The sequence below is a fragment of the Enterococcus sp. AZ095a genome, assembly GCF_050546735.1.
Taxonomy (GTDB): Bacteria; Bacillota; Bacilli; order Lactobacillales; family Enterococcaceae; genus Enterococcus_D; species Enterococcus_D entomosocium.
Window position 1 is genome coordinate 1,076,255 of record NZ_CP172953.1, and the last position, 22,525, is coordinate 1,098,779.

23 protein-coding genes and 1 tRNA gene are annotated in these 22,525 nt (G+C 36.5%); 16 read left to right on the top strand and 8 right to left on the bottom strand.

Features of this window, described 5'->3' with window-relative positions; translation table 11 throughout:
* Window positions 1-8 precede the first annotated feature (8 nt).
* The 10 genes from IGJ26_RS04955 to IGJ26_RS05000 all read left to right on the top strand — a co-directional run bounded on the left by IGJ26_RS04955 (window position 9) and on the right by IGJ26_RS05000 (window position 10,157).
* Window positions 9-4,418, top strand: coding sequence for a hypothetical protein (locus IGJ26_RS04955; protein WP_430599925.1), 4,410 nt, complete (start codon window positions 9-11; stop codon window positions 4,416-4,418).
* Window positions 4,419-4,449: 31 nt separating this feature from the next.
* Window positions 4,450-4,863, top strand: a complete 414-nt coding sequence (locus IGJ26_RS04960; protein ID WP_430599926.1) for a DUF1617 family protein — start codon at window positions 4,450-4,452, stop codon at window positions 4,861-4,863.
* 42 nt (window positions 4,864-4,905) lie between these two features.
* Window positions 4,906-5,154, top strand: a complete 249-nt coding sequence (locus IGJ26_RS04965) for a hypothetical protein (RefSeq protein ID WP_200125071.1) — start codon at window positions 4,906-4,908, stop codon at window positions 5,152-5,154.
* A 55-nt stretch (window positions 5,155-5,209) separates the two neighbouring features.
* The gene (locus tag IGJ26_RS04970; RefSeq protein WP_430599927.1) at window positions 5,210-5,656 is read left to right on the top strand and encodes a phage holin family protein; all 447 of its coding nucleotides are present in this window, start codon (window positions 5,210-5,212) and stop codon (window positions 5,654-5,656) included.
* 3 nt (window positions 5,657-5,659) lie between these two features.
* A complete protein-coding gene (locus IGJ26_RS04975; protein WP_430599928.1) occupies window positions 5,660-6,445 on the top strand; it encodes a peptidoglycan amidohydrolase family protein in 786 nt (261 codons plus the stop codon).
* Window positions 6,446-6,490: 45 nt separating this feature from the next.
* Window positions 6,491-6,871 carry a transcriptional regulator gene (locus IGJ26_RS04980; RefSeq protein WP_252704447.1) on the top strand — a complete coding sequence of 127 codons (381 nt, stop codon included), beginning with the start codon at window positions 6,491-6,493 and terminating at the stop codon, window positions 6,869-6,871.
* Between the two features lie 101 nt (window positions 6,872-6,972).
* The gene (locus tag IGJ26_RS04985; RefSeq protein WP_430599929.1) at window positions 6,973-7,653 is read left to right on the top strand and encodes a peptidoglycan amidohydrolase family protein; all 681 of its coding nucleotides are present in this window, start codon (window positions 6,973-6,975) and stop codon (window positions 7,651-7,653) included.
* A 189-nt stretch (window positions 7,654-7,842) separates the two neighbouring features.
* Complete coding sequence (locus IGJ26_RS04990) at window positions 7,843-8,577, top strand: phage tail tip lysozyme (protein ID WP_430599930.1); 735 nt, start codon at window positions 7,843-7,845, stop codon at window positions 8,575-8,577.
* A 177-nt stretch (window positions 8,578-8,754) separates the two neighbouring features.
* Complete coding sequence (locus IGJ26_RS04995) at window positions 8,755-9,438, top strand: peptidoglycan amidohydrolase family protein (protein WP_430599931.1); 684 nt, start codon at window positions 8,755-8,757, stop codon at window positions 9,436-9,438.
* 23 nt (window positions 9,439-9,461) lie between these two features.
* A complete protein-coding gene (locus IGJ26_RS05000; protein ID WP_430599932.1) occupies window positions 9,462-10,157 on the top strand; it encodes a lysozyme in 696 nt (231 codons plus the stop codon).
* Between the two features lie 426 nt (window positions 10,158-10,583).
* Here the strand turns inward: IGJ26_RS05000 and IGJ26_RS05005 are convergent, their stop codons facing one another.
* Window positions 10,584-12,287, bottom strand: a complete 1,704-nt coding sequence (locus IGJ26_RS05005; protein ID WP_430599933.1) for a hypothetical protein — start codon at window positions 12,285-12,287, stop codon at window positions 10,584-10,586.
* A gap of 944 nt (window positions 12,288-13,231) precedes the next feature.
* On the opposite strand from IGJ26_RS05005, the gene IGJ26_RS05010 reads away from it, so the two are divergent.
* The 3 genes from IGJ26_RS05010 (at window position 13,232) to IGJ26_RS05020 (ending at window position 15,550) form a co-directional block, all read left to right on the top strand.
* Window positions 13,232-13,510 carry a hypothetical protein gene (locus IGJ26_RS05010; RefSeq protein ID WP_430599934.1) on the top strand — a complete coding sequence of 93 codons (279 nt, stop codon included), beginning with the start codon at window positions 13,232-13,234 and terminating at the stop codon, window positions 13,508-13,510.
* A 778-nt stretch (window positions 13,511-14,288) separates the two neighbouring features.
* The gene (locus IGJ26_RS05015; protein ID WP_194193228.1) at window positions 14,289-15,089 is read left to right on the top strand and encodes a DUF3800 domain-containing protein; all 801 of its coding nucleotides are present in this window, start codon (window positions 14,289-14,291) and stop codon (window positions 15,087-15,089) included.
* An 11-nt stretch (window positions 15,090-15,100) separates the two neighbouring features.
* On the top strand, window positions 15,101-15,550 hold the full coding sequence (locus tag IGJ26_RS05020; RefSeq protein WP_194193227.1) for a type II toxin-antitoxin system PemK/MazF family toxin: 450 nt from the start codon (window positions 15,101-15,103) through the stop codon (window positions 15,548-15,550).
* A 138-nt stretch (window positions 15,551-15,688) separates the two neighbouring features.
* Here the strand turns inward: IGJ26_RS05020 and IGJ26_RS05025 are convergent, their stop codons facing one another.
* From IGJ26_RS05025 to IGJ26_RS05035, 3 genes are read right to left on the bottom strand one after another with little or no spacing between them, the layout of a single operon-like run.
* Entirely contained in the window at window positions 15,689-15,952 is a 264-nt protein-coding gene (locus tag IGJ26_RS05025) for a hypothetical protein (RefSeq protein ID WP_430600007.1), read from the bottom strand.
* The gene (locus IGJ26_RS05030) at window positions 15,873-16,139 is read right to left on the bottom strand and encodes a hypothetical protein (RefSeq protein ID WP_430599935.1); all 267 of its coding nucleotides are present in this window, start codon (window positions 16,137-16,139) and stop codon (window positions 15,873-15,875) included. The genes IGJ26_RS05025 and IGJ26_RS05030 overlap by 80 nt, the downstream gene beginning before the upstream one ends.
* A complete protein-coding gene (locus IGJ26_RS05035; protein WP_430599936.1) occupies window positions 16,139-16,492 on the bottom strand; it encodes a hypothetical protein in 354 nt (117 codons plus the stop codon). The genes IGJ26_RS05030 and IGJ26_RS05035 overlap by 1 nt, the downstream gene beginning before the upstream one ends.
* Window positions 16,493-17,156: 664 nt before the next feature.
* Here IGJ26_RS05035 and IGJ26_RS05040 point away from each other — a divergent pair.
* On the top strand, window positions 17,157-17,366 hold the full coding sequence (locus tag IGJ26_RS05040; protein ID WP_016619871.1) for a hypothetical protein: 210 nt from the start codon (window positions 17,157-17,159) through the stop codon (window positions 17,364-17,366).
* Window positions 17,367-17,427: 61 nt separating this feature from the next.
* On the opposite strand, the gene IGJ26_RS05045 is transcribed toward IGJ26_RS05040, so the two are convergent.
* The 4 genes from IGJ26_RS05045 to IGJ26_RS05060 all read right to left on the bottom strand — a co-directional run bounded on the left by IGJ26_RS05045 (window position 17,428) and on the right by IGJ26_RS05060 (window position 21,414).
* Window positions 17,428-19,230: a glycerophosphoryl diester phosphodiesterase membrane domain-containing protein gene (locus IGJ26_RS05045; protein ID WP_086316976.1), complete on the bottom strand. Its 1,803-nt coding sequence runs from the start codon at window positions 19,228-19,230 to the stop codon at window positions 17,428-17,430.
* A 170-nt stretch (window positions 19,231-19,400) separates the two neighbouring features.
* Window positions 19,401-20,000 (bottom strand): TVP38/TMEM64 family protein, encoded by a 600-nt coding sequence (locus IGJ26_RS05050; RefSeq protein ID WP_005229140.1) that lies wholly within the window; start codon window positions 19,998-20,000, stop codon window positions 19,401-19,403.
* 188 nt (window positions 20,001-20,188) lie between these two features.
* A complete protein-coding gene (locus IGJ26_RS05055) occupies window positions 20,189-20,659 on the bottom strand; it encodes a threonine/serine exporter family protein (protein WP_430599937.1) in 471 nt (156 codons plus the stop codon).
* Window positions 20,656-21,414 carry a threonine/serine exporter family protein gene (locus IGJ26_RS05060; RefSeq protein ID WP_016619873.1) on the bottom strand — a complete coding sequence of 253 codons (759 nt, stop codon included), beginning with the start codon at window positions 21,412-21,414 and terminating at the stop codon, window positions 20,656-20,658. The genes IGJ26_RS05055 and IGJ26_RS05060 overlap by 4 nt, the downstream gene beginning before the upstream one ends.
* A gap of 277 nt (window positions 21,415-21,691) precedes the next feature.
* On the opposite strand from IGJ26_RS05060, the gene IGJ26_RS05065 reads away from it, so the two are divergent.
* Both IGJ26_RS05065 and IGJ26_RS05070 read left to right on the top strand, forming a co-directional pair.
* Window positions 21,692-22,258 carry a TetR/AcrR family transcriptional regulator gene (locus tag IGJ26_RS05065; protein WP_086316977.1) on the top strand — a complete coding sequence of 189 codons (567 nt, stop codon included), beginning with the start codon at window positions 21,692-21,694 and terminating at the stop codon, window positions 22,256-22,258.
* 84 nt (window positions 22,259-22,342) lie between these two features.
* A tRNA-Ser gene (locus IGJ26_RS05070) sits at window positions 22,343-22,430 on the top strand.
* Window positions 22,431-22,525: the final 95 nt, after the last annotated feature.

Consider the following 22,525-nt stretch of genomic DNA (forward strand, 5'->3'; position numbering starts at 1 on the left):
GAGGAAATTTGTTAGCCACAAGTGAAGAAATTCAAGCTGCTTGGCTTAATACATCAAGGCAATTGTCAATCAGATTAAAAATGAATGATATCACCTATGGGAGTGAGGAAATTACCTCACTCTCTTTTAATTCTGGCAGTATATCGGGTGAAGTGTTTCAGATTGGTTCAACCCCTCTGAATTCGGTTCAGGTAACTTTTCCAACAATTATTGAAACAGTGAAAGAAGATTTAGAAATTGAACCAGAGTTGGGGATTTTAATTAATGGTGAATATCAGTTCACTAAATTAGGTCATTTTTTTATAACAGACTTTGAGCGTGATAGAAACAGTAATAAGACTATAATTACTGCAAATGACAAAATGATATATATGGAAGGAATATATGAATCAAAATTAACCTATCCTAAGCCATATCGGGAAGTTGCGTTAGAAATAGCTAATTTAGCAGGTGTTGAAATTGATCAAGCCTCATTTGCTTCTCTTGGAACTGAGTGGGTTCAGAAACCTGTAGGATATACGTTTCGCCAAGCAATCGGTTTAATCGCTCAGTTTGAAGGTGGTTTTGCTAGCTTTAATCGCAAGGGTGAATTAACAATAAAAAGACTAGCCCCCACAAACTTTGAAATCACTCCAGAATCATACATGTTAAAGGGATTTACTAAAAATGAGAACAGCTATCGAATTGGTGGCATCACGGTTAAAACCGGTGAAGAAGAAACGGATGTCATTCGCGTTGGTTCTACCAATGGATCACAAGTTGAGCTTGAGAATAAAGTGATGACTCAAACACATTTGAATCAAATGTGGGAACTAGTCAAGACACTTAATTATTTTCCTTACGAATTGAAGTGGCGTGGAAGTCCCATTTTGGAAGCAGGAGACTGGATCTATATTGTTGATAAAGACGGTACTAGATATTCTGTCCCTAATCTGTCGTACAATATCACCTTTAATGGTGGAATGTCTTCAGAATCAAAAGCAAATACCAATTCAAGTTCACAGACAACTTATAGATACCGTGGTCCTTTAAATCAACGAGTGGATTATGTTGAATCTCTTCTAAGTGCCAATAAATGGAACAGCAATTACTACGATCAAACAGAGCCTATAGATCCAAAAGAAGGCGATATTTGGTTTAAGCCAAATGGTGTAGATACTGAAATTTGGGTATATGAGAAAAATAGTTCTGGAGAATTGGATTGGGTGTTTAAAGTATCCACTGCAACAGATCCTGATTTGGTGAAAGAAATCGAACAGGCAAAACAAGCCGGAGAAAATGCTCAAGAAGCCGCTGATAAAGCAAAAGCTGATGCACAGTCTGCACAGGCTAAAGCCGATAAAATCCAGATTGATGTCAATGGGCTTGTTTCTGATGTTACTACGATCAATGGGACAGTTAATTCTATTAGTAGTAAAGCTAACGAAGCCTATAATAAGGCGAATGCTGTCGAAAGTAGAACAGCAACGCTTGAAACCTCAGTCACTGGATTAACTGGGCGTATTACAGATATTGAGACGACATCAACAAGCACCACAAAGAAATTAAATGAATTAGTCGTCACAGTGGATGGGCAAAAACAAACCATAGCGACGGTGACGAACACTGCAAATAGCGCCTTGAGTAAGGCGAACGTTCTGGAATCAACCGTTGATGGTGTTAAGCAGACGTTGACCAGTGTAGAAGAATGGCAAAATGACTTCAATATTTCTGCAAGAAATCTAGTGCCCAACAGCTCCTTTTATGATGATAGCATTGGGTGGGGAGCCTCGCTTATCACAAGCATTACATCAAATGGGGCATACACACGAGTTGTTAAGGAAAGTACATCCACAAACAGATCAACTATATCACGTAACATCACAGATGGAAGATTTAAGCCAGACACTCAATACACATTGGGGATTATGGTCTACGTGGAATCAGTTTCTAACAATGCTACTTCTACAGGGTCCAACGTCTTCTTGAGAACTAACAACGGTGCGATGCTGGATGCACCGATGGGGCATATTGATTTCACTAAAGTAGGCGAATGGCAAATTGTAAAAGGCACCGGTAGGACAAGGACTGACACGTGGGTGAACAATCCTCAAATAACAATAGCATTGCAAGCAAACATTACTTGTATCGTAAGAATCAAAGAGTTTGTAATTGTCGAAGGAAACAAATACTTAGGTTGGTTTCCTGACCCAGACAACGTAGCTACTGTTACTAAAGTCAATCAAATTGAGTCAACAGTTGAGGGAACCATTCAAACAGTAGCTAGTGTCAAGAATACTGCTGATTCAGCACTTACTAAAGCAACGCAAGTCGAAACAACAGCGAATGGCCTGAAAACTACCATATCAAGCGTTGAGACAACTGCAAACTCTGCTTTAACTAAAGCTACACAAGTTGAAGCAACGGCTAATGGATTGACCTCTACTGTATCCGAAATGAATACTACCGCTGTGAATACGGATTGGAAAGGCAGAGTGGCAGGATCGTTACAACTATCAGCGGATCCCACATTCCTTAAAGGATCAAATAACCTAATCCCTTACAACAACACTGCGGGAGGTTCGGTTGTTCTTACACGCCAGAATATACCATTAGCTTCAGGTGGAACTCAACCCACTGGCAGTGCCTATCGAATGATGATAGAAACAAAAGGCCCTTCAAGTCCAGCACTTGGTGGATTCTATTATCGGCTAGATGCACGTGTAAATGCTAAATTCATTATAAGGTTTATAGCAAATATACCATTTGGTAGAACGGTGTATCATGCACATAATCAAGTAGGTGATGGCAGTTCAGTTCGTTGGTTAACGCCTAGACAAGGTACTGGAACATGGTCTGAGTATGCATATTTAGTACAGTGTGGTACTGGTGGAACATTTAGTACGTTTGGATTCCAATATATCCAATCTGTTGCTGGTGATAATCCTACGCCTGAAGCTCCATTCCGATGGTATGTTGCAAAATTTGAAGTGTTTGATATTACTAATTCTAACCAATCCCAGATCACCCAATTGTCGGATACCATTAATTTAAAAGTATCAAAAGATGATGTAGTAAATCAAATTAATATCTCGACAGATGGCGTTTTGATTGCAGGTAACAAAGTCCAAATTACTGGCCAGACGTATATTGAAGACGGTGTTATAGGTAGAGCGCAGATAGCAAATCTCGCAGTTAGCACTGCACAGATTGCAGATGCAGCGATCACTGATGCTAAAATCGGTAGTCTTTCAGCGACTAAGATTACCACAGGAACGCTTAATGCAGCGAATGTGAACATTATCAACTTGAATGCGAATAGTATTGTGTCGGGCACTTTAAATGCAATTGATTTGACTGGTGGGAAAATCACTCAGTCAGATTCCGGTGAATATAGTATGGAACTTCTAAAAGGAAGCATCTACTTTAGAAGAAGCACAAACGAATTAGCTAGAATCCAGCCTATTTATATTTCGAAAGAACCTGTGGGATTAGCTATTGTACAGATGCCAGGAGAGGTATTTTCAATAAATACCGGCTCAGCAACTGATACAACTTCTATGCCAATCTTTCAAATTCCAGATACGTCTTCAAGAACGAATATGGAGTGGAAAATGTATGGTTTGGGGAATGTGGACGCCATAGTAAATTTCAACAACACAGTAAACGCAAAACTTAGATTTGTTAGTACGAATACCGTGGAAGCAAAAAGAATTGTTACAGGTAACAAAGATAGTTATGTCATGCAAATGGATGGGAATAACTATTTATCTATAGAAGGAGAATACGGAGTTCGGATAAAACATAATCAAAGTGGAACACTATATACGCCAATTGAAGCAAGATACAACAATACAAAAATTGCAACGACCACTACTATTAATTTGAACGTCACATCGGGTGCGAACATGACTTTGAAAACTGATCGTTTGGAGCTAAACAATGGCGGAGATAGTTATTATTCTAACGCACCTGCAGGTGTAACACTAGGAATGGATAGTACGCCAAGAATTTGGAGTATGGCCATTTATAATCGAACATATTCTAGTGCGTCAAATATGTTTATCACAAGTGCTGGAACTATAGGTCGGTCAACATCTGCAAGAAAGTATAAAGAAGATATTCAAGTGGCCGAGGAAGTCATTTCTAAAGCAAAACGACTTTTGTCTATTTTGCCTTCTTCTTGGTACGACAAAGCTGAAATTGCTCGTGGGGGCAAAGCGCAAAGGTATTATGGGTTTGTGGCTGATGATTTTGATTTAAAAGGATTAAAAGAAGTTGTTTTGTATGGCTCTTCTGGTCAAGTAGAGGGTTTAGCTTATGATCGTTTAACCATGTATCAAAATGTTATCCTTAGTGATCACGAGCAAGAAATTCAATCTCTAAAAAACGAAGTCGATCAATTAGAAAACAAAGTAAGAGAGTTAGAAGCAGCATAGCTTTTAGCTCTTATTTTATGGAGGAATTAAAATGAAAATCACTTTGAAGAACAGTGAGTTAGTACCAGCAATCAATTTCTTAGAAGGTATGACACTCAAAGCAAATAAGGACAGTCGTCATCGTACAAAATTAGTCAAGCGGATCCGAGAAGCATTCAAAGAATTATCAGATGAAGAAAAGGCACTCATGGAAAAATTCAGTTTGTTGAATGAAAATGGTCAACTAAAAGATGACGAGGATCAGGATTCGAAAGATGTAGCTGGATTCAACAAGGAACAAGCGATCCTCATGGAGGAAGAAGTTGTTATTGAAGGCGGCATGTATGTCCGAAATTTTGACGAGATTCCTCGAATCTTGGAAGACTATGATGGCATGCTATCAGGAAAAGATGCCGAAGTTTATGATCGATTGTTAGATGAATTTGAAAAAAAGGATGCTGAATAGTCAGCGACCATATTTAAATAAAGCATATTGGAGGAAATTATCATGGCATTAGGAGTTAAAAAAGCAATTAGTATCACTGGAGATTCGAGAATAAACGGTCAACGTGTAATTTATTTTTCGGCAACTGTAACGACAGACTCAGCTGGTAATACGAATATCAATCAACAAATTGAGAATCAAGATTTATATCGACAAAATCGCGTGGAATGCCGCAAGGACGTTGACGAGTTTCAAGAAAAAGTCTGGGCGATTGAAGACGATTTATTAAATGAAGTGGAGGAGCAGGCGTAAAGCTTGCTCTTTTTATGTTACTTAATGTCAAAAATAGAAAAGGAAAGTGAGATATATGGATATGAAAATGTTGTTATGGGCTCAGGAAATGATGAAAGATGAATATGGAAAAATTGTGATTTGGCTGGTATTTATTTTAGTTCTAATGGCGATTGATGTGGGAACTGGCTTTATCCAAGCTTATGCCAATCATGATTTGAAATCAGGAAAAATGAGTACAGGATTGTTGAAAAAATTTGCATTGTTGCTGGTTTTGGTAGCGATTGTTCCTTTGACGGTCGTGTTACCGGATATTGTTTCAGTCACTGTAATTATCAGTGTGTACACGCTCGAAATGGTCAACGAGTTTATCAGTATCGTAGAGAACCTAAACAAGATTGGCGTCTTAACAAATGTATTTGACCCTATAATGAAACGATTAAAAGTAAATAACGAAACTCCGAATGAAGAAAAACCTAATTATGGCGATGGTCAAGAGTTCACACAAAAGAAGGAGGAATAATCCATGTCTTCAATTGAGAATATGATTAAATGGATGACCGATCGTGAAGGAAAAGTAACTTATTCAATGGAGCGACGGTTAGGCCCTGAAAGTTACGACTGTTCGTCTGCTGTGTTCTTGTCCATGATTGCTGTTGGTTTTTTACCGGTAGGATCAATGGGGAATACGGAAACACTATTTAGAATGGTTGGTACTAAACTCAAAGAAATTAGCCGATCAGAAGTAAAACGCGGTGACATTTTTATTGCGGGGACTCCTGGCGCTTCACATGGATCTGCGGGACACACTGGAATTTTTTTAAGCAATAAGAGCTTTATTCACTGTTCATATTATTGGAATGGAATTCATACGGATAGCCATGATTCATACATGAGTACACGGTTACCACATCATTTTTATCGAATCGTCACTACTGGCACTGTTAAACCAACCGATAATAAGCCGCAAATGATTCAATTAGCTATCGATGGGCAATTCGGTAACACTACTGCTCGTCGTTTGCAAGAATACTTTGATACTGCTGGTAAAGATGGCATTATAAGCCACCAATACAAGCAGAAATTTAATCAGAACGTTTATGCTGCTCAATTCGATAGTTCTTTGATTGGATCAAATGTTGTTGTGGCATTGCAAAAGTATTTGGGTGTAACACAAGATGGTTTAATGGGCCAAGCGACTATCAAAGCATTCCAAAAACGATTGGGTACTATACCAGACGGTATTATTAGTCCTGTTTCGAGCATGATTTCTGCATTACAAAAAGCATTGAACAACAACAAATTACCTTAGAACTATTTTGTATATATTTGCAAACCATTGATAGGAGTTGTCAGAATGACTAATGAAACCAGAGCACACATTCGCAGTATACTATGGCAATATAAAAAAATCGAAAAAACGTTCAAAGAGTTCTCAGACATTATTGCAACAGATAGGAACCCTTATATGGAGTATCCATTAGGGGAAGAAAACCCAAGTTGGACAATGAATCAAATTTTATTTTACAAATCCTTTTTAAGAGTAGTTAATAGTGTCTTAGAAGATTCGACACTTGATGTTAGAGATATATTTTACGTGAAGTATTACAACGGCCATTCGAAGAAATGCCTAGCGGTTGTATCGGCGGAAACTTTTCTAAGCGAATCTACTATAAAGAGAAGAGATGCGGAATTTATTAATGAAATCGCAAAGAGGTTAGGCTGGTTATCGGTTTGACCTCTTTTGATTTGTACTTCGATTTATACTATAAGTGGAAATGGGAAACATGTTTCGAACTCGTGGACGCACAAAATAAATTTCCATAGGAGGCTTTAAATTTGGGTAGTATAAATAATATGATTCAGTGGTTTAAAGACCGAGAAGGTAAAGTAAGCTACAGCCAAGATGGACGCTTGGGACCTAATAGTTATGACTGTAGTTCCACAGTGTATTTCGCTTTGATTGCTGGTGGATTTATCCCAGAGGGAAGTATGGGATGGACCGGATCGCTACACGATACAACTTTACCGCCTATCGCAAAAAAAATTTCACGATCGGAATGTCGCAAAGGTGACATTTTTCTATCAAAGTATTGGGCGAACGATGGACATACGGGGGTCTTTTTAGATAATGCAACAATTATTCATTGTAATGCGTTTGATAATAACATTCAAACAACTGTAGCGGATGGACGAATGGGCCCAGAACCAACTGAGTATTATAGATTGAATAATACAGATGATGAAAATAAACCAGACACAGAAAGTGGGGAAACAACAATGCAATGTATTTATTGGAGACCAAGTCAAACAACAGCGGGTCAAAACAATGCTTATTATTTCGATGGAACAAGTTCAAAATTTTTAGATCATCCAGATCAAATTACAATTATTGAACGAATTTATAAGGACAACAATGGTAAGTCTATTCCAACATATCATTTTGACGGTAAGCTTCCTTGGTATACTCGAATCGAACAGATTTCTGGTAAAAAGCCGGTTGCTGGGGCTTTGGGATAACAAAGTAGGCGACACAAAAATGTGTCGCCTTTTTATTGACTCTTAGAAAGTGTGATATTAAATCTATAGGAATATTCAGGCAAAATAGGTTTAACCTCTTTTGTAATTATTAGTTTCTTAATTACAATTTTGTTACAGATATAAGTTCACTATAGACACATGGAAATATTAGTTAAGGAGGACTAACAAATGGGACAAAAAGAAACAGCTAAAGAAATCTGGGATTATTTCACTTCTAAAGGATGGACTCAACAAGCAGTGTCGGGGCTATTAGGGAACATACAAAGTGAGAGCGGAATTATAGCTGATCGCTGGGAATCTGATATTGTAGGAAATATGAGTGGCGGTTATGGCTTAGTGCAATGGACACCGGCTACGAAATACATTAATTGGGCCAAAGAAAACGGATTGACCTATCAAAATGTAATCTCTCAATGTAAAAGGATCGAATATGAAGTTACCAATAATATACAATGGTTTTCAAATCCTCAAAGACCAGATCTGAGTTATATTTCATTTAAAGATTTTACAGAATTAACAGACGTCAGTAAAGCAGCTGAATACTTTATTGCTTTTTATGAGCATCCACTTAACCCTAATCAACCTGCACGATCTCAACAAGCAATCTATTGGTACAATCAATTTAAAGATAGTATTCCGCAGACTATCAATATTTCAACAGTTATGGAGTGTATTTATTGGAGGCCTAGTCAGACAACTTCAGGACAGAATAATGCCTACTATTTTGATGGTACAACTTCAAAATATTTGGACCATCCAGATCAGATTACGATTATAGAGCGAATTTATAAGGATAATTATGGTAAGTCTATTCCAACATATCATTTTGATGGTAACACTCCTTGGTATACTCGAATTGAACAAATTTCTGGTAAACCCCCTGTTAGTGGGGCATTAGGCTAAAAGGAAAGCGGCACAGAAAAGTGTCGCTTTCTTTATGTGTTTTTAGTCATTTTTAAATTACAAGTGGTTTATTAATAAAGAGGTTTGACCTCTTTTAATCCTTGATTTGGTTTATCCTTTACTTAAGGACGTACGTTCACCATGGACGCATGGTTGAAAAGAAAGGGGGATCTAAAATTGGCTAGTATTGAAATTATGATCAAATGGTTTAAGGACCGAGAAGGTAAGGTAACTTATAGCCAAGCGAATCGTCTAGGACCAAATAGTTATGATTGTAGCTCTGCGGTGTTTTTCGCACTGATAGAGGGAGGATTCCTTCCCAAGTCAACAAATATTGGTAATACAGAATCATTATACGGCTTAGAAAATAGTTTGCTCATTCCTATTTCAAGGTCAGAGGTGAAACGTGGAGATTTATTCGTTTCAGGATTTAAAGGCGCATCTGGTGGAAATGATGGACATACTGGAGTGTTTTTAGACAACACCAACATTATACACTGTACACCAGCAGGTGGTAGTGCTGGGATTATCACTACACCAGCAACTAATTGGATGGGTGACTACAAGGGACTACCGGTTTATTATTATCGATTAAAAAATGCAGATGATGGAAACATACCAAATCAAGAAAGCGAGGAAATGTTAATGTGGGTATTTTACCAAGCAAACAAAAATGTACCAGTTCGTTGGTTCAATGGAGAGCATGCATATGCTATCGGTCACGCTGATGAGATGAAAGCAATTCAGCAAATTTATAAAGCGAACACAGGTAAAGATGTTCCGTTTTTGACAAATTGGACTGATGCAACTCCTTATCATAATCGTTTGGCCAATGTCTTGAATCGAACACCTGATTTCTAAAATCATCAGGAGGAGGAGAAAGAATGGCTAATGAAAATATGAAACTATCTCAGAATGGTTTTGAGTTGATTAAAAGTTTTGAAGGGTTAAGTTTGACTGCGTACCAAGATGTTGTCGGCGTTTGGACAATAGGATATGGTCATACACAAGGTGTATATGCTGGAATGACTATTACTTTAGAACAAGCAAACAATTTTCTGAAGCAGGATATAACCAACCATTTACCCGGTATTTATAAATACGTTACGGTAGAATTGAACCAAAACCAGTTTGATGCCCTAGCAAGTTTTCACTTTAATTTGGGTGTAAATATTTTACAGGGTTCTACACTGTTAACTTATATTAATTCAAAAAATTGGCAAGCAGCAGCTAACGAAATGAAAAAATATGTAAATGGAAATGGCTCTGTGATACCGGGGCTTGTGACACGAAGACAACTTGAAATTGATTTGTTTTTAACACCAGTAAATGACAATACAGTAAATGAAAGTGAGGAGATATTGATGTGGGTATTTTATCAAGCAAATAAAAATGTTCCAGTTCGTTGGTTTAATGGTCAGCATGCATATGCAATTGGACACGAAGATGAAATGAGAGCAATTCGACAAGTGTATCATGCGAATACAGGAAAAGAAGTTCCATTCTTGACAAACTGGACAGACGCTGCGCCTTATTATAACCGTCTTGCGAATGTTTTGAATCGTAAGCCGGATTATTAATAACTGATTCGTTACAGATAAAAAACTCCTTACTCAAATTAGAGTAGGGAGCTTTTTTATTATTTTGAAAGTAGTTTAGCTTGTATTAATTTGAATTATACCTTAGACTTTATCGTGCAACATGCATTAATCTAAGAAGAGTACTGGCACAGGAAACTTGGGGAAGTTCTTCTGGACTGCGACCAGTACTCTTCGTATTTATTTTATCATTGTTCTTATTTAATAGATATTATTGTTCAGAAAATCGTCTAAAAAATCCCGATATTTTTCAGCAAATTATAATTGTATCTTCATGACACAATTTAGAATCTCCTTACTCCGTTAGAATATATAGATTTTATATTGCTTCAAATTCAACCATACTCCTCGTTTTTTTCCAATCACCGAATATTTTAAAAAAGTTATAATTGAAAATAGCCCACTTACTCAGAATCTATCAGTAAGGATATCTTTCAAAATATTTACGTGTCGTTTTGCAGTCAAAGCTAAAAGACCTAGCCATGCAAAAAGAGATATTGTCAGAGATGATTTTTGTAAGAATGTTCCTGCATAAATTACTTTAACATTGTGAAATCCTTTTTCAATATGAAAGGTTAATAAGCCGTCTTTTCTAAGTGATTCAGTGGGTTTTCCATCTATTAAAATATCGTATCCTACATAAGCAATCTTTGGTAATGTTATAGTTGCTAAATCAGGTTCAACATGTGTAGTGTAGTAGAAGGAATTAAAGTCCTTTTTTATTTCTCGTACCACAACACCGTAAGGCTGAGTGATTTCATTTTCTTTATTTTCATATATAGCATCAAAGTCGGTATCAATAGGAAGATATTCTCTTCCACCACCGATTGCTTGTGGAGCAAAAGTTGAGTAACTTTTGTTTGTAATACTAGGGATTTGGTTTGCTTCAAAGTTATTCAGAGTATTTAGAGTAAAGGACAGCGAGATTATAGTTACGATAACGGGGATTTGCCATTTCAATGTTTTTAGATTTAAGTCTCTAATGAAAAAACTTAAACTTAGACTTAGGAAAAATGTTGCAATCGATAAGATGCGCCATGGAAACTGAATAAAAGCAAGATAGCTCCTTTTAAATAGAACCCACGGGAAAATATTAGTTGCTACTATTGCAAATAAAATACCTATTAGATAAAAGCGTTTCGTTTCTAATGAGTATTGTCTGAAATAAACCAGACCTATGATCATAAATAAGATTAAAACTATACCTAAACCAGGTTTTAGATTTTCCCAGTTACCTGAATAATTTCCCAATGAATTATTGATCAGATCATTGAAGCTATAATTTAGCCCAGTGGGCCAGATAGATCTATTATTAATATAGGTAAAAGCTATTTTAGAGTTTTGTTCAATGATAGGTACAAATATATACAGGCATAGAAGAAAACTAAGACCAATTGCTTTAATGAAGTTCATGAAGATTTTTGTAGAAATCTTTTTTGAAAAAAATTGATGAATAAAAAATAGTCCAATTGATATTGTTATTATCAAGGATGTAATCATATGAGAATGAATTAAAAGCGCCATTGAAACAGCAAGAGTTATCCATTTATTTTTTTCTTCAAAAAAAATTCGGAATATGCCTAGAAACACAAGTGGTAGGAAAATAAATGCTAACGTTTCACCTAGCGCGCCTCTTAGAAATTGATCAAGTAATCTATAAGTGGAAGTAGTATAAATAACTGAGAATAGGAATGCTATATTATTGTCTTTAAAAATAGTTTTTATTGAAAAATACGAAACTAGATAAGTGGATACTGCGATGATGAACATATACCCATAATAGCTTTGGATAAAGCTAAGACCCACTGTTCTCAAGAATACATAAGGTAGCATCAAAATAGAAGGGTAAAATAGATCAGCAGCATAACCGTAACCATTTGCCATGTTAGGGAACACTTTTGGAAAAAAATTACCATGATGAACCGAATCAAAATAGTTTTCTAATCGATTTCGATGAAAAGCAAAATCATCATGGGAGTATAAAAGATTTTTCGAGAAAAATGGATACAATATCACCATACATATTATTAATCCTATAATAAAATGTATGATAGATTGCTTGTTTATAATCTTTTTTTCTTTTAAATTGGGAGAACCATAAAATTCACTCACAATTATCCTCATTTCTATTTTTTTTATTTTATTGTACCAGATAAAATATACGAAGGAACTGTTCTTATAACTAGAGATCCTACGGTCTAAACAAATATGCAAAAATATGTGCCAAAAAATTTAATCACACATCATCTGATACCGACAACTAGGAACTAAATATAATAAAAAGCACTCTTTCTGACGTGTTCAAACTAATCATATTGTTGATTTTTAATGACAATTGAACAACAACAAGCTTCCGTGGTAAACAAAATACCCCTTACTCAGTCGAGTAGGGGGCTTGTACATAAACTCAGATAAATTATAGAGGGGAATCAACTTCTGCCTGAATTACGTTAAAAGTTTTTCTTCTTTTCATTATAAAATAGAAAAATTCCAAAAAGTACAATGAACGATTTTGGACTTAATATATCGTTGAATAGAAAGTGCGAGAAAGTAAAATTACCAGAAATTAAAGAAACAATCAAAATAATTAGGACATAATACAAGAGCATTTTTGAGATAAATATTATAGTTTGCTTTTTAGTCATATTAAATTCCTCCCTCAAACAAATTCACATGATAATATTTTTCTGATTAAAATACTATTATATGAAAAAAATAAATTATCTTGAATATTCAGGTAATTTATTAAGGACACGTCCTAGCACAACTGGTTTCTAATGTAGAATTTCTTATGGCGAAATAAAATCGCCAATGAAGAGTATCAGGCGGGGAAAGCATGGGGAAGTGTGCCTGATACTCTTCTGGGTTATTTTATCATTATTTTTATTTAATAGATATTATTGTTCAGAAATCCGTCTAGTTTATCTGCTTATCTTCAAGAATTATCATGGAATTTAGCCATCTATATTATTATAGTAACGAAATTAATTTTTTATCAAATCTAAAAAATTGATAAAAAATTAAGAATGCGTTAGATTTATATTAGAGGTGATTCTATGAGAGTTGATAAATTACATTATAGAAAAGTAATTAATAGTGCAAAACACCTAGAGTATAATGCGATAAGATACTTTCAGTCATTGTCTGATCAAAGCAACCTAGAGAAAATTAATGAGGAATTAGACTATTTAATTAGAAATGAAGTTTATCATAAATTAGCACGTACATCTCGAAAGTCGTTTTTGGGAGATAAAATATTGATCAGAAAAAACTTCGAGCAGGACTTTAAACTTTTAGAGAAGTATACAGCGTTTTTTAACCAGCATGAAATTTGAAAACAATATTCATTAAAAAAAATTTTCATTTAATTATGTTACTCCTCCATGAAGATGGTTGGTTTTTATAAATAAATAGCCCGCTTCAGCGGGCTTGTACATAGATCGTATTCGTTTTACTTGCAGTAACCAAGTTTATCCTATAGATTAGTAGATGCGTGCAATACTCTACGAGGAGTATTAGGCGGTAATGCTTGGGGAAGTGTGCCTAGTACTCTTCGATTTTTTTATTTTAGCATTATTTCAATGTAATAGATATTATTGATTAGAAAACCGTCATAAATTGGTTGAGTTTGATTAATAAAAGATGTATCGTAGTCTCATACCCAAAATGTTTATTTTTCGTTTACTCTTTCGAGATCCACTCTACGCAAGATAGGGTGGATTTTTTGTTGAAATAAAAACTATGTTCTTTTAGAATGGAATCATAGCCTTGACCGGGGCTATTTCATTTTATATCTTTTTTCAGGACCACTTCCCCCGGGGAGTGGTTGTTTTTGTGATAACAAGAAATAAAGTTCAGTACCATTCGTTTTATATAGGCTCTTAATTATTTAATATCTTCATAAAAATCCTAGGAGAACACTTAAATTACAATCTTCTTTTGTTTAAATATATTTACTAAGGAAAACAACCTTTATCATATGATATATTTAAAGAAAGTAACACATAAAATACAATGAAAATTTTTTTATCTTCAAATAAGCTTATTTATATTGTAAAATAAATATCAATAAAAGAAACAGAGCTCTGGAATCTAGATAAGTTGGTGGGAATATTGAGCTGGTACGATGAACCGACAGAAATTTCTAATATTTGTAATACTGATTACCTATTAGCTTTAGATGAAAATGGAACAGATTGCATGTCCAATATAGACCCGTTTAATATTCATACTCAATGGTTCACCATTACAGGTATTTTATTTGATTTGCAATTTTATGATGAAGCAAGAGAAGATATAATTCAGTTGAAGAATAAGTATTGGTTCGATGCTGTATTCAATAAAAAAAGAGTTGTATTTCATTCAAGAGAAATTAGGAAGAAACAAGGTCCTTTTAATCCTAAAATAATCAACTATGATCAATTTACATACGACTTAGAAGAAGTAATATCGAGTCTGCCAATTAAAATATATTCAACAAATCTTAATAAGTTACATCATAAGTTAAGATATGTTAACCCGTTTCCTGTATATGATTTGTGTGTGGAGTATTTACTTGAACGCTTTTGCTTTGAAATGAAAAGACAGAAAAAAACGGGCACTATTTTATTGGAATCTAGAGGGAAAAATGAAGATAAACAAGTATTAGAAAAAATAAAAAAATTAGTGGATATTGGCAATGATTTTAGTGATAAAGATACTTTTGGAGTCATAGATGGTGTATATTTTAATAAAAAAAGAACTAAAGATAACCAAATGTCTTATTGGCCATTAGAAATTGCTGATATTTGTTCATATAGCATACATAAATATATAAAAAGCAATATTAAAGATAATTTTTTTTGCTATATCGAAGATAAAATATATGGATATCCAAACTACGATGGTAAAGGGTTGAAAATATTTCCAAAGTAAAAGGAGAAAGCATGGTTACTAATGATACTTTAAAACAAACTAAGCAAAAAAATTTACAGTTATGGACTCCTTCTAAAGAGCAAATCAGTTTGGACTGGATAGATTTACCAAATGATAAAAGAAATATGTTTTTTGAACAAGGTGAAATAATCAAATGTATATTTGGAGAAAATGTAGGTTATGAGATCTGTAACTCAAGACCGAGTCTGGTTATATCAGATACTAGGTATAATGGATATGGTCAGTTGGTTGTAATACCACTAACCAAAAATACAAGACCTTTGAAGACACATTATATCCTTAAAAAAAATAAATACAATTTTTTGACTTATGATTCTTGTGTGAAAACAGAGCAAGTAAAATCAGTATCTTCAATACGGTTAGAACAAAAGTTAGGTAAAATAGATAAATGTGATCTGGAAAGAATTAAAATTAGACTTAAAACATTATTTAATATATAATTAAGTTGAAATAAGTATTTGACTTATTAGAATGATTACTTTAATATATATCTATGTTGTTTACCTAGTCGTAAACTTTTGACGTAAAAACGGTTCGAGGCTATCTCAAACGAAATTTTACGGTTCGTGTTGACTCCCTTAGTCGGAGTCTTTTTTTATTGCTTCAAATTCAATCATAATCTTAGTTTTGCCAATGACAGTGTACTTCTTCACAACAAACTGCTTCCGATTGTTAAACTCACCAGCGACAACGATTTCCATTCCTTCATTTACATCAGCCAAGAAGTTCAAACTATGTGCAGCAATCAAACAGTTAACTCCATCAAGCGAGAACCGCACCAAAGGGGTCTTGCTCATCTTCAATACACGAATCTTCGATACATAGCCTTTCATCGATTTCATAACAATCGCCTCCATAGTGTTGTACATAATAGCGACAATCCGATCTACCTAAAGTGACAGCAACATAAAACTCGATACATTTTGATCCGAATAAGCATTCCTGTGATTCAGAGATTGAGTCAGGGAATTCATTTGTGAACTCAGAATATGTTAAGTACCCTTGCTCGTATTGGCTGATTATGTTCATTACACATCAAACCACTTTTTCTCAGAATAGAAATCTATATTTCGAATTTCACCATATTCTATGAGGGTGGATCCGATGTAGATTCCTAGATCATTGTGCCCAGACAGAAACCCGGTTATATCAGGCATAAATTTTCCCAACTGGGTATAATTAAGCTGCACTGCTAACTTTTTGTGTTTCATAAGCGCTTCCTGAAGAAACTTTCCTATTTCTTCTTCATCCATTTCTGGTTTAGGAGGGCATATATAAGCTAACTCTTTGTCAACTCTATCAATATCAGTTGTATGTTCAGATAAGAAGAATCCTATCCACTTTAATTTTTTACGATCCTCATAAGGTTTAATCATTCCCATAATTATCACTCCTTACGAAAAGTATACGAACGTTTGTTCTCTTTGTAAAGCGAACAGAATTATAAATTTAAAATTAGAATCGGTAGAAACATCTAAAATTTTTGGTGATAGTTTTGGTGATAGTGAATCTAAATATAAGAAAGGTTAGAAACGAAAAATACTAATAAAAATACTGATATTAAAGGGTTTTTGTAAGTGGGAAACAATAGGAAATGGGGAAGAGGTACAAGAAAAACATGTTCGCCTTACTTGGCAAACCAGGTTTCGAAGATCTTGCAAAAGAATTGAACGAACGCCTATAATTCGACAAAGAAACGCCTTGTGCCAGTTCTGATTGGCTCAAGGCGTTGTTTTATTTTCGCGTTTGTTGTGTTCCTCGATAGTTGATCCAAAAAATCAGCGGTCTTCTTTTAATCCCCAAAGCAACGCAGCAGACAATAGTCCAAAGATACAGGTTTGAATAATTGGCATTTGACTCATCTCCTTTTGATTTTCTTTAGTATAAAATGCTTTTTAAGAAGTGGCACGAACAAACCAGTGCGTTTGAACGAACGAAACTGTCATTTCTTGGTGACAAATGCGTGATAAATTGAAATAAAACGTTTTCAATTTGATGCTTTTTTGTTATTATATCTTTATGAAAGAAAACGGTTGAGGTGAGGATATGGAGAATATTACGATCGGTGAAAAATATGTCTGCCGACCTGTCGGGGCGAGCAAGCCTGTGATTGGTGTGGTGGAAAAACTATACGTACATACGGCGTTGATCGTCGTTTCAAGTTATGAAGAAGAAGATCAAGCACAAGTAGAAGCTTGTAATCGTCGGATGATCGTCAGTTTCAATAAAATTTGTACGCAAACGAACGTTGCCTAACCAACTAGCAAAAAATGCTGCTCAACGGATCACCGTGAGCAGTATTTTTCTTTGTGTGAGATCAGCCAACGCCAATCACGAAATTCAATAGTTTGTCTGAATAAGTCATGTCTTCTTCCGACAAACTCAACTCTTCATTTAAAATCCCCATTTGGTCAGTAATGATCCCGTCTACACCGTAAAAACGCATTCGGCTGATAGTATCCGCATCATTGGGGGTCCAAACGAACACTTCCTTGCCATCGGTCCGGGCAGAAGCGATGAAGTTGCGGTTGATCGTACTGTATTCCATTGTCAGAAAGTCGGCACTGGTCAGTGGCGGCCCTACGATATTGAAAGGCATGATGTATCCCGATGTCAATTCAGGCGCCTTCTCTTTTAATTCTTCAACAACTGTATAGGAGAGACTTTGCATAATATGCCCATTTGCAACTAAATCCTCTTGGTATCGGTCTAAGAAGGCATCTACGAGTGCCGCAGTATCTTTTTGTTGGGTTTTGATCTCCACCAGTAATTTTTGGTCCAACTGATTGGCAAGCGCCAAGTACTCGTCAAAAGTTGGAATACGGGCTGTCTGGTTGTTTTCTGAAACCGTCAGTGATTCGGCGTAACTCAAGGGCAATTGCTCGGGTTTTCCTTTGCCGCCTGTCAAAGGCCGGTAAGAAAAATCATGGTAGACAATAAAATGACCATCACTTGTTTGCTGGACGTCCATTTCCACGTAGTCCGGCTGATATTTCTCACTAGTAAATCGTAACGCTTCAAGGGAATTTTGGACCCCTTGTCCGTCGCTTACCCCTCGATGGGAGATCGTTACCGGATGGATCGAAGCAGCTGAGGTCAGATAGTTCATATTATACAGACTAACCCCAACACCAAAAAGTACCGTGACCAAGGTAAACAAGGAACTTTTCAGTCCTAGAAAATGTCGCTGGTTCAATGGTTCTTGGTGGAACCACGAAGGGATCTCTGGTAAAAAGCCTTCATCATCCATGAAATCAACGATGATGTAAAAAATAGCCACGGTCGATAAAATGACATTCAGTAACAAAATAAACTGCAAGAAAGTCATAATAAAAACAGCACTATACAACGCATAGTCCGGTGTAACAACTTCAATCACCGCTTGAAGGGTAATCAGCAGCGTGAAGCCCAGAGTCGTGATCAATAAGATACTACCACCGATAAAGACAAATTGACCAACGATGGCAAAAAAACGGCGTTTTGTTACTTGGAGGCTTTCTTTGATCGCTTTTCGAAAGGGCAGATCACGTAAAATCATTTCCGGTAAGGCAAAGATCACGCGAATCCCCAAGTAAATCAACAAAACATAAACCAAAAGCACTGCCCCAATGATCAAGACACGATTGGCAAAAATAAAGTCCATGATAAAAGCAGGGATTTTGATTTTTGCGAGTAAATCCGAATTAAAACTCAATCCACCGATGGGTAAAATCAGTAAGAAGTAAAAAAGGAAAAATAAAAAGGTCATCGGCCGTAATTTGCGCAATTGCAAAATAGTCATTCGTAACAATTGCCGCAAGCTGATGGGCTGCTTCTTTTTGATAAAATAGACACTCAGCAGTAAGAAAGTAAATTCAAAAAAGACGGCTAATAAGATCAAAAGCAAAATCAGGGTTAATGAGAGCAACACAACAGGGTGATCTGTAAAGATACTACCGATATTATCGAAAGAAAGATAAGGCAAGCCGCCGCGCTTTAAGACGAACTTGGTGGAAGCTGATAATATCGGGATCACTAAGAACAACAAGGCACCGTGCATCAATAAAACATCACGGAAGTAGGCATTGCTGTCTTTCAAAAAATCCCACGTGTTGACTAAGCTGTTTTTTAAATAATTCATGGTCGTCATCCTAACAAAGTAAGTATTGTGGTTCAATTTATTCTAGAAAGGCGGTAAAAAAGAGCCGAACAGTTTTAGAAGCACATTTGCCACAGGCATAGTTCCCTGTTTGAAAAGCAGCTTCTTTACGTTCGGCTCGCTGAATTGATCGTTTTTCTTACATATGATTCTTATCCGCCTAACAAACCAGTTAAGAATGTTCCACCGTAAATCAATGCCATACTGTACAAGAAAATTGAAGCAGGTTTTGCCAACAAAATAATCAACGTAAATTTCTTCACTGTCATGTTGGTCAAGCCAGCCATTAGACAAAGGGCATCATCAGGGGCAACCGGTAGAAAGATTGCAAGGGCGAAAAGTTTTTCAAATCGGCTTTGGTTGTCTAACCAGCCGATATATTTATCGTAAGTTTTGTCACTGATCATACTTAAAATGAATGGTTTACCGTATCGTCGGCCAAGCAGGAAAATAATGACAGAACCAATACTGATTCCTACATAGTTATAAACGAATCCTAGATAAGGACCGAAAATCAAGACACCTGCAGCGCTGGAGACACCACCGGGAATAATCGGGATTACTACTTGCAAGATCTGCAATAGGATAAAGACGATTGGTCCTAAGATAACGGAATTTCCAACTAGACCTCGCAGTGCATTAATATCTTTAAAAACACCTAGATTGATAAAATAGATGGTTAACGCGATCGATAAACCTAAGCCAATAATAGAAATCGTATTAATGATACGACGAGAAGTTGCTATGCTCACAGGACTTCATCTCCTTTATGTTTCATAATCTCACTATACGGGGTGGGACCAGAAAAATCCAGTAAAACAAATGACAAACGTCAAACAGTTTTGTAAGGTATGCCTTTATTATAAAAGAAGTCCGAAAAGAAAACATTGTACTAAAGTCTGAAATAAGAAAAATTTATAGTTTCTGCGCGCCAATAGTTTTAGGAGATTTTTTTATCCGGGTGACGTTTTTTTGTGCGTTTCACTTGCCAGCGATTGACGATCTTTTCAACCAGACTCGTCATCATGAACCCGCCGGCAATCGCCCCAGCGGTGATGACAACGATCATCAGATTTTCAAAACCGACAAAGTTGTCGCCCAAAGCGAATTCTCGAACGGCTTTGTAGGCAGGCCCACCCGGTACGAGGGGAACGAGGCTGGGAATGTTAAAAATGATCATGGGCATTTTTTTTCTGCGGGAAAAAAAGATGCTGACGCAACCGACGGCAAATGCGGCTAAGAAGTTGGCACTGCCTAGACCGTAGCCAATCGTTTGCAATGACCAATAGATCATCCAGCCAACCGTTCCAGCAATGCCTGTGGCAACTAAGGCTCTTTTAGGAATATTGGTCAAGATGCCGAAGGTTACAGTGCTTAAGAAGCTGAAGGAAAGGTGAATAAAAATCGTCATGAGATCCCTCCAAATAAGGTGAAGACCGTGGCAATGCCGACACCGATCGCGGCAGCAGTAAAGATGGCCTCTGTTCCCCGAGCTGTGCCACTAATGAGATGGCCTGCCAAGATATCTCGAAAGGAATTGGTGATTGCTACACCAGGAACTAAGGGCATGACGGCACCGATAATCAAATTATCGACGTTTTGTGCGATATGAAGAGAGACCGCTAAGACAGACAAAGTACCGATCAGTAAGGAGGCACAAAACATATCCAAAAAGCGAATGTCGATCAGTTTCTTGACCCAATACGCACACAAAAAGCCAAGGCAGCCAATGACGAAGGTCGCTAGAAAGTCAAACCAAGCACCGCCAAAAATAATCATTAAGGTACTGCTGACCACGCCAGCACTAAGAACCTGTAGCCAGTAAGGAAAACTTGGTGTTGTCTGATTGACCTTTTTTAATGCCTCATGCAGTTCCGCTAAGGAAAGTTTCTTTTCCGCATAGGCGCGAGAGAGCCCATTGACGGCAACAATTTTTTCGAGATTGATGACTCGATCATGAACATTTTCTACTTGTGCATAGTGGCTACTGCGTAAGCCCATAAAAAGTCCAGTTGCTGTTACATAACTAATACTCCCTTGCTCTCCAGCGTTTGCCGCAATTCGATTCATCGTATCTTCCACGCGATACACTTCCGAGCCGTTTTCCATCATGATTTTCCCTGCTAATAAGCAGGTCTCCAATAATAGCTCTTTTGATTCAGCCATTTCCAAACCCCTTTTTCAATCGAATTTGCGTGCTACACTCCTAGTGTACAATTTCAGCGAGTTTTCAACAAGAAAGAAAAGTAGATTTGAAAAATAACTAGAACGCCATCCGTTGGATTTTTTGTGATAAATGAAAAAAGCAGAACATTTCCTATTACTAAACATTCGTTTTTAGTGAACAAAGTGAATAGAAATAAGATAACGGAAGGAGTGTTTTATTTTTAAAAAATGAATATCTCGGTTACAATTAAATAAATATAAAAAGGGGGATTTATTGATGCGAAGGAAGGTCTATACAAGAGAACACATTTTGAAGGCCGCTTATGAACTGATCAATAGAGAAGGTTTTGGCAACTTTACGGCCCGGAATATCGCTAAGCACATGGGAATTTCTACTCAACCAATTTATCTTGAGTTCGAAAATATGCAGGACTTAAAAAATACCTTGGTGGAGGCTGTTTTCAAAGATTTATCGGAAAATGTTTTTCCAGTCGTTCGAACAGGAGACAAACTTGTTGATTTAGGCCTGAATTATATACGCTTCGCGCAAGAGCAGCACAATCTCTACATCGCCCTTTTTATCGACGACTACGGCGGTGGGAAATTGATGCATGATTTTTCATCCACCTATTTCAAATCCTTGATCAAATCAGAAAAAAAATATGCAGATCTATCCGAAGATGCGATAAATGCACTACATAATGGCGCATGGATCGTTGTGACTGGTTTGGCTTCCTTAATGTCGGCGGGTATCATCACACCCACCGATGATCAGATCATCAAAATCATCAACGAGACGATCGCAGGCGTAATCGAAAAGAAAGAAAACTATATTTTCGATTAAAGAACAAAAAATCTGTATCCATTTCCATTTTGGATGCAGATTTTTCTTGACATTTTTTGTAAAACTAGCGAAAATAACTGTTATGGAGAGTTGGCAGAGTGGTAATGCAGCGGACTCGAAATCCGCCGACCCGGTTCATCCCGGCGCGCAGGTTCAAATCCTGTACTCTCCTTATACCAACGCTTTGGAGCGTTTAGCCTATCTTTCGAGATAGGCTTTTTTGTTTGTTGTGGGCAGAAGAATATAAATGACTGCCGAGGTTGATCG

Coding starts and splice junctions, on each gene's coding strand:
- IGJ26_RS04990 (WP_430599930.1), top strand. CDS start 7,843: ATGGGACAAAAAGAAACAGCTAAAGAAATCTGGGATTATTTCACTTCT.
- IGJ26_RS04980 (WP_252704447.1), top strand. CDS start 6,491: ATGACTAATGAAACCAGAGCACACATTCGCAGTATACTATGGCAATAT.
- IGJ26_RS05020 (WP_194193227.1), top strand. CDS start 15,101: ATGGTTACTAATGATACTTTAAAACAAACTAAGCAAAAAAATTTACAG.
- IGJ26_RS05000 (WP_430599932.1), top strand. CDS start 9,462: ATGGCTAATGAAAATATGAAACTATCTCAGAATGGTTTTGAGTTGATT.
- IGJ26_RS05055 (WP_430599937.1), bottom strand. CDS start 20,659: ATGACGATTTTTATTCACCTTTCCTTCAGCTTCTTAAGCACTGTAACC.
- IGJ26_RS05040 (WP_016619871.1), top strand. CDS start 17,157: ATGGAGAATATTACGATCGGTGAAAAATATGTCTGCCGACCTGTCGGG.
- IGJ26_RS05045 (WP_086316976.1), bottom strand. CDS start 19,230: ATGAATTATTTAAAAAACAGCTTAGTCAACACGTGGGATTTTTTGAAA.
- IGJ26_RS04960 (WP_430599926.1), top strand. CDS start 4,450: ATGAAAATCACTTTGAAGAACAGTGAGTTAGTACCAGCAATCAATTTC.
- IGJ26_RS05060 (WP_016619873.1), bottom strand. CDS start 21,414: ATGGCTGAATCAAAAGAGCTATTATTGGAGACCTGCTTATTAGCAGGG.
- IGJ26_RS04975 (WP_430599928.1), top strand. CDS start 5,660: ATGTCTTCAATTGAGAATATGATTAAATGGATGACCGATCGTGAAGGA.
- IGJ26_RS05010 (WP_430599934.1), top strand. CDS start 13,232: ATGAGAGTTGATAAATTACATTATAGAAAAGTAATTAATAGTGCAAAA.
- IGJ26_RS05065 (WP_086316977.1), top strand. CDS start 21,692: ATGCGAAGGAAGGTCTATACAAGAGAACACATTTTGAAGGCCGCTTAT.
- IGJ26_RS05030 (WP_430599935.1), bottom strand. CDS start 16,139: ATGAACATAATCAGCCAATACGAGCAAGGGTACTTAACATATTCTGAG.
- IGJ26_RS05025 (WP_430600007.1), bottom strand. CDS start 15,952: ATGAAATCGATGAAAGGCTATGTATCGAAGATTCGTGTATTGAAGATG.
- IGJ26_RS04965 (WP_200125071.1), top strand. CDS start 4,906: ATGGCATTAGGAGTTAAAAAAGCAATTAGTATCACTGGAGATTCGAGA.
- IGJ26_RS04970 (WP_430599927.1), top strand. CDS start 5,210: ATGGATATGAAAATGTTGTTATGGGCTCAGGAAATGATGAAAGATGAA.
- IGJ26_RS05035 (WP_430599936.1), bottom strand. CDS start 16,492: ATGGGAATGATTAAACCTTATGAGGATCGTAAAAAATTAAAGTGGATA.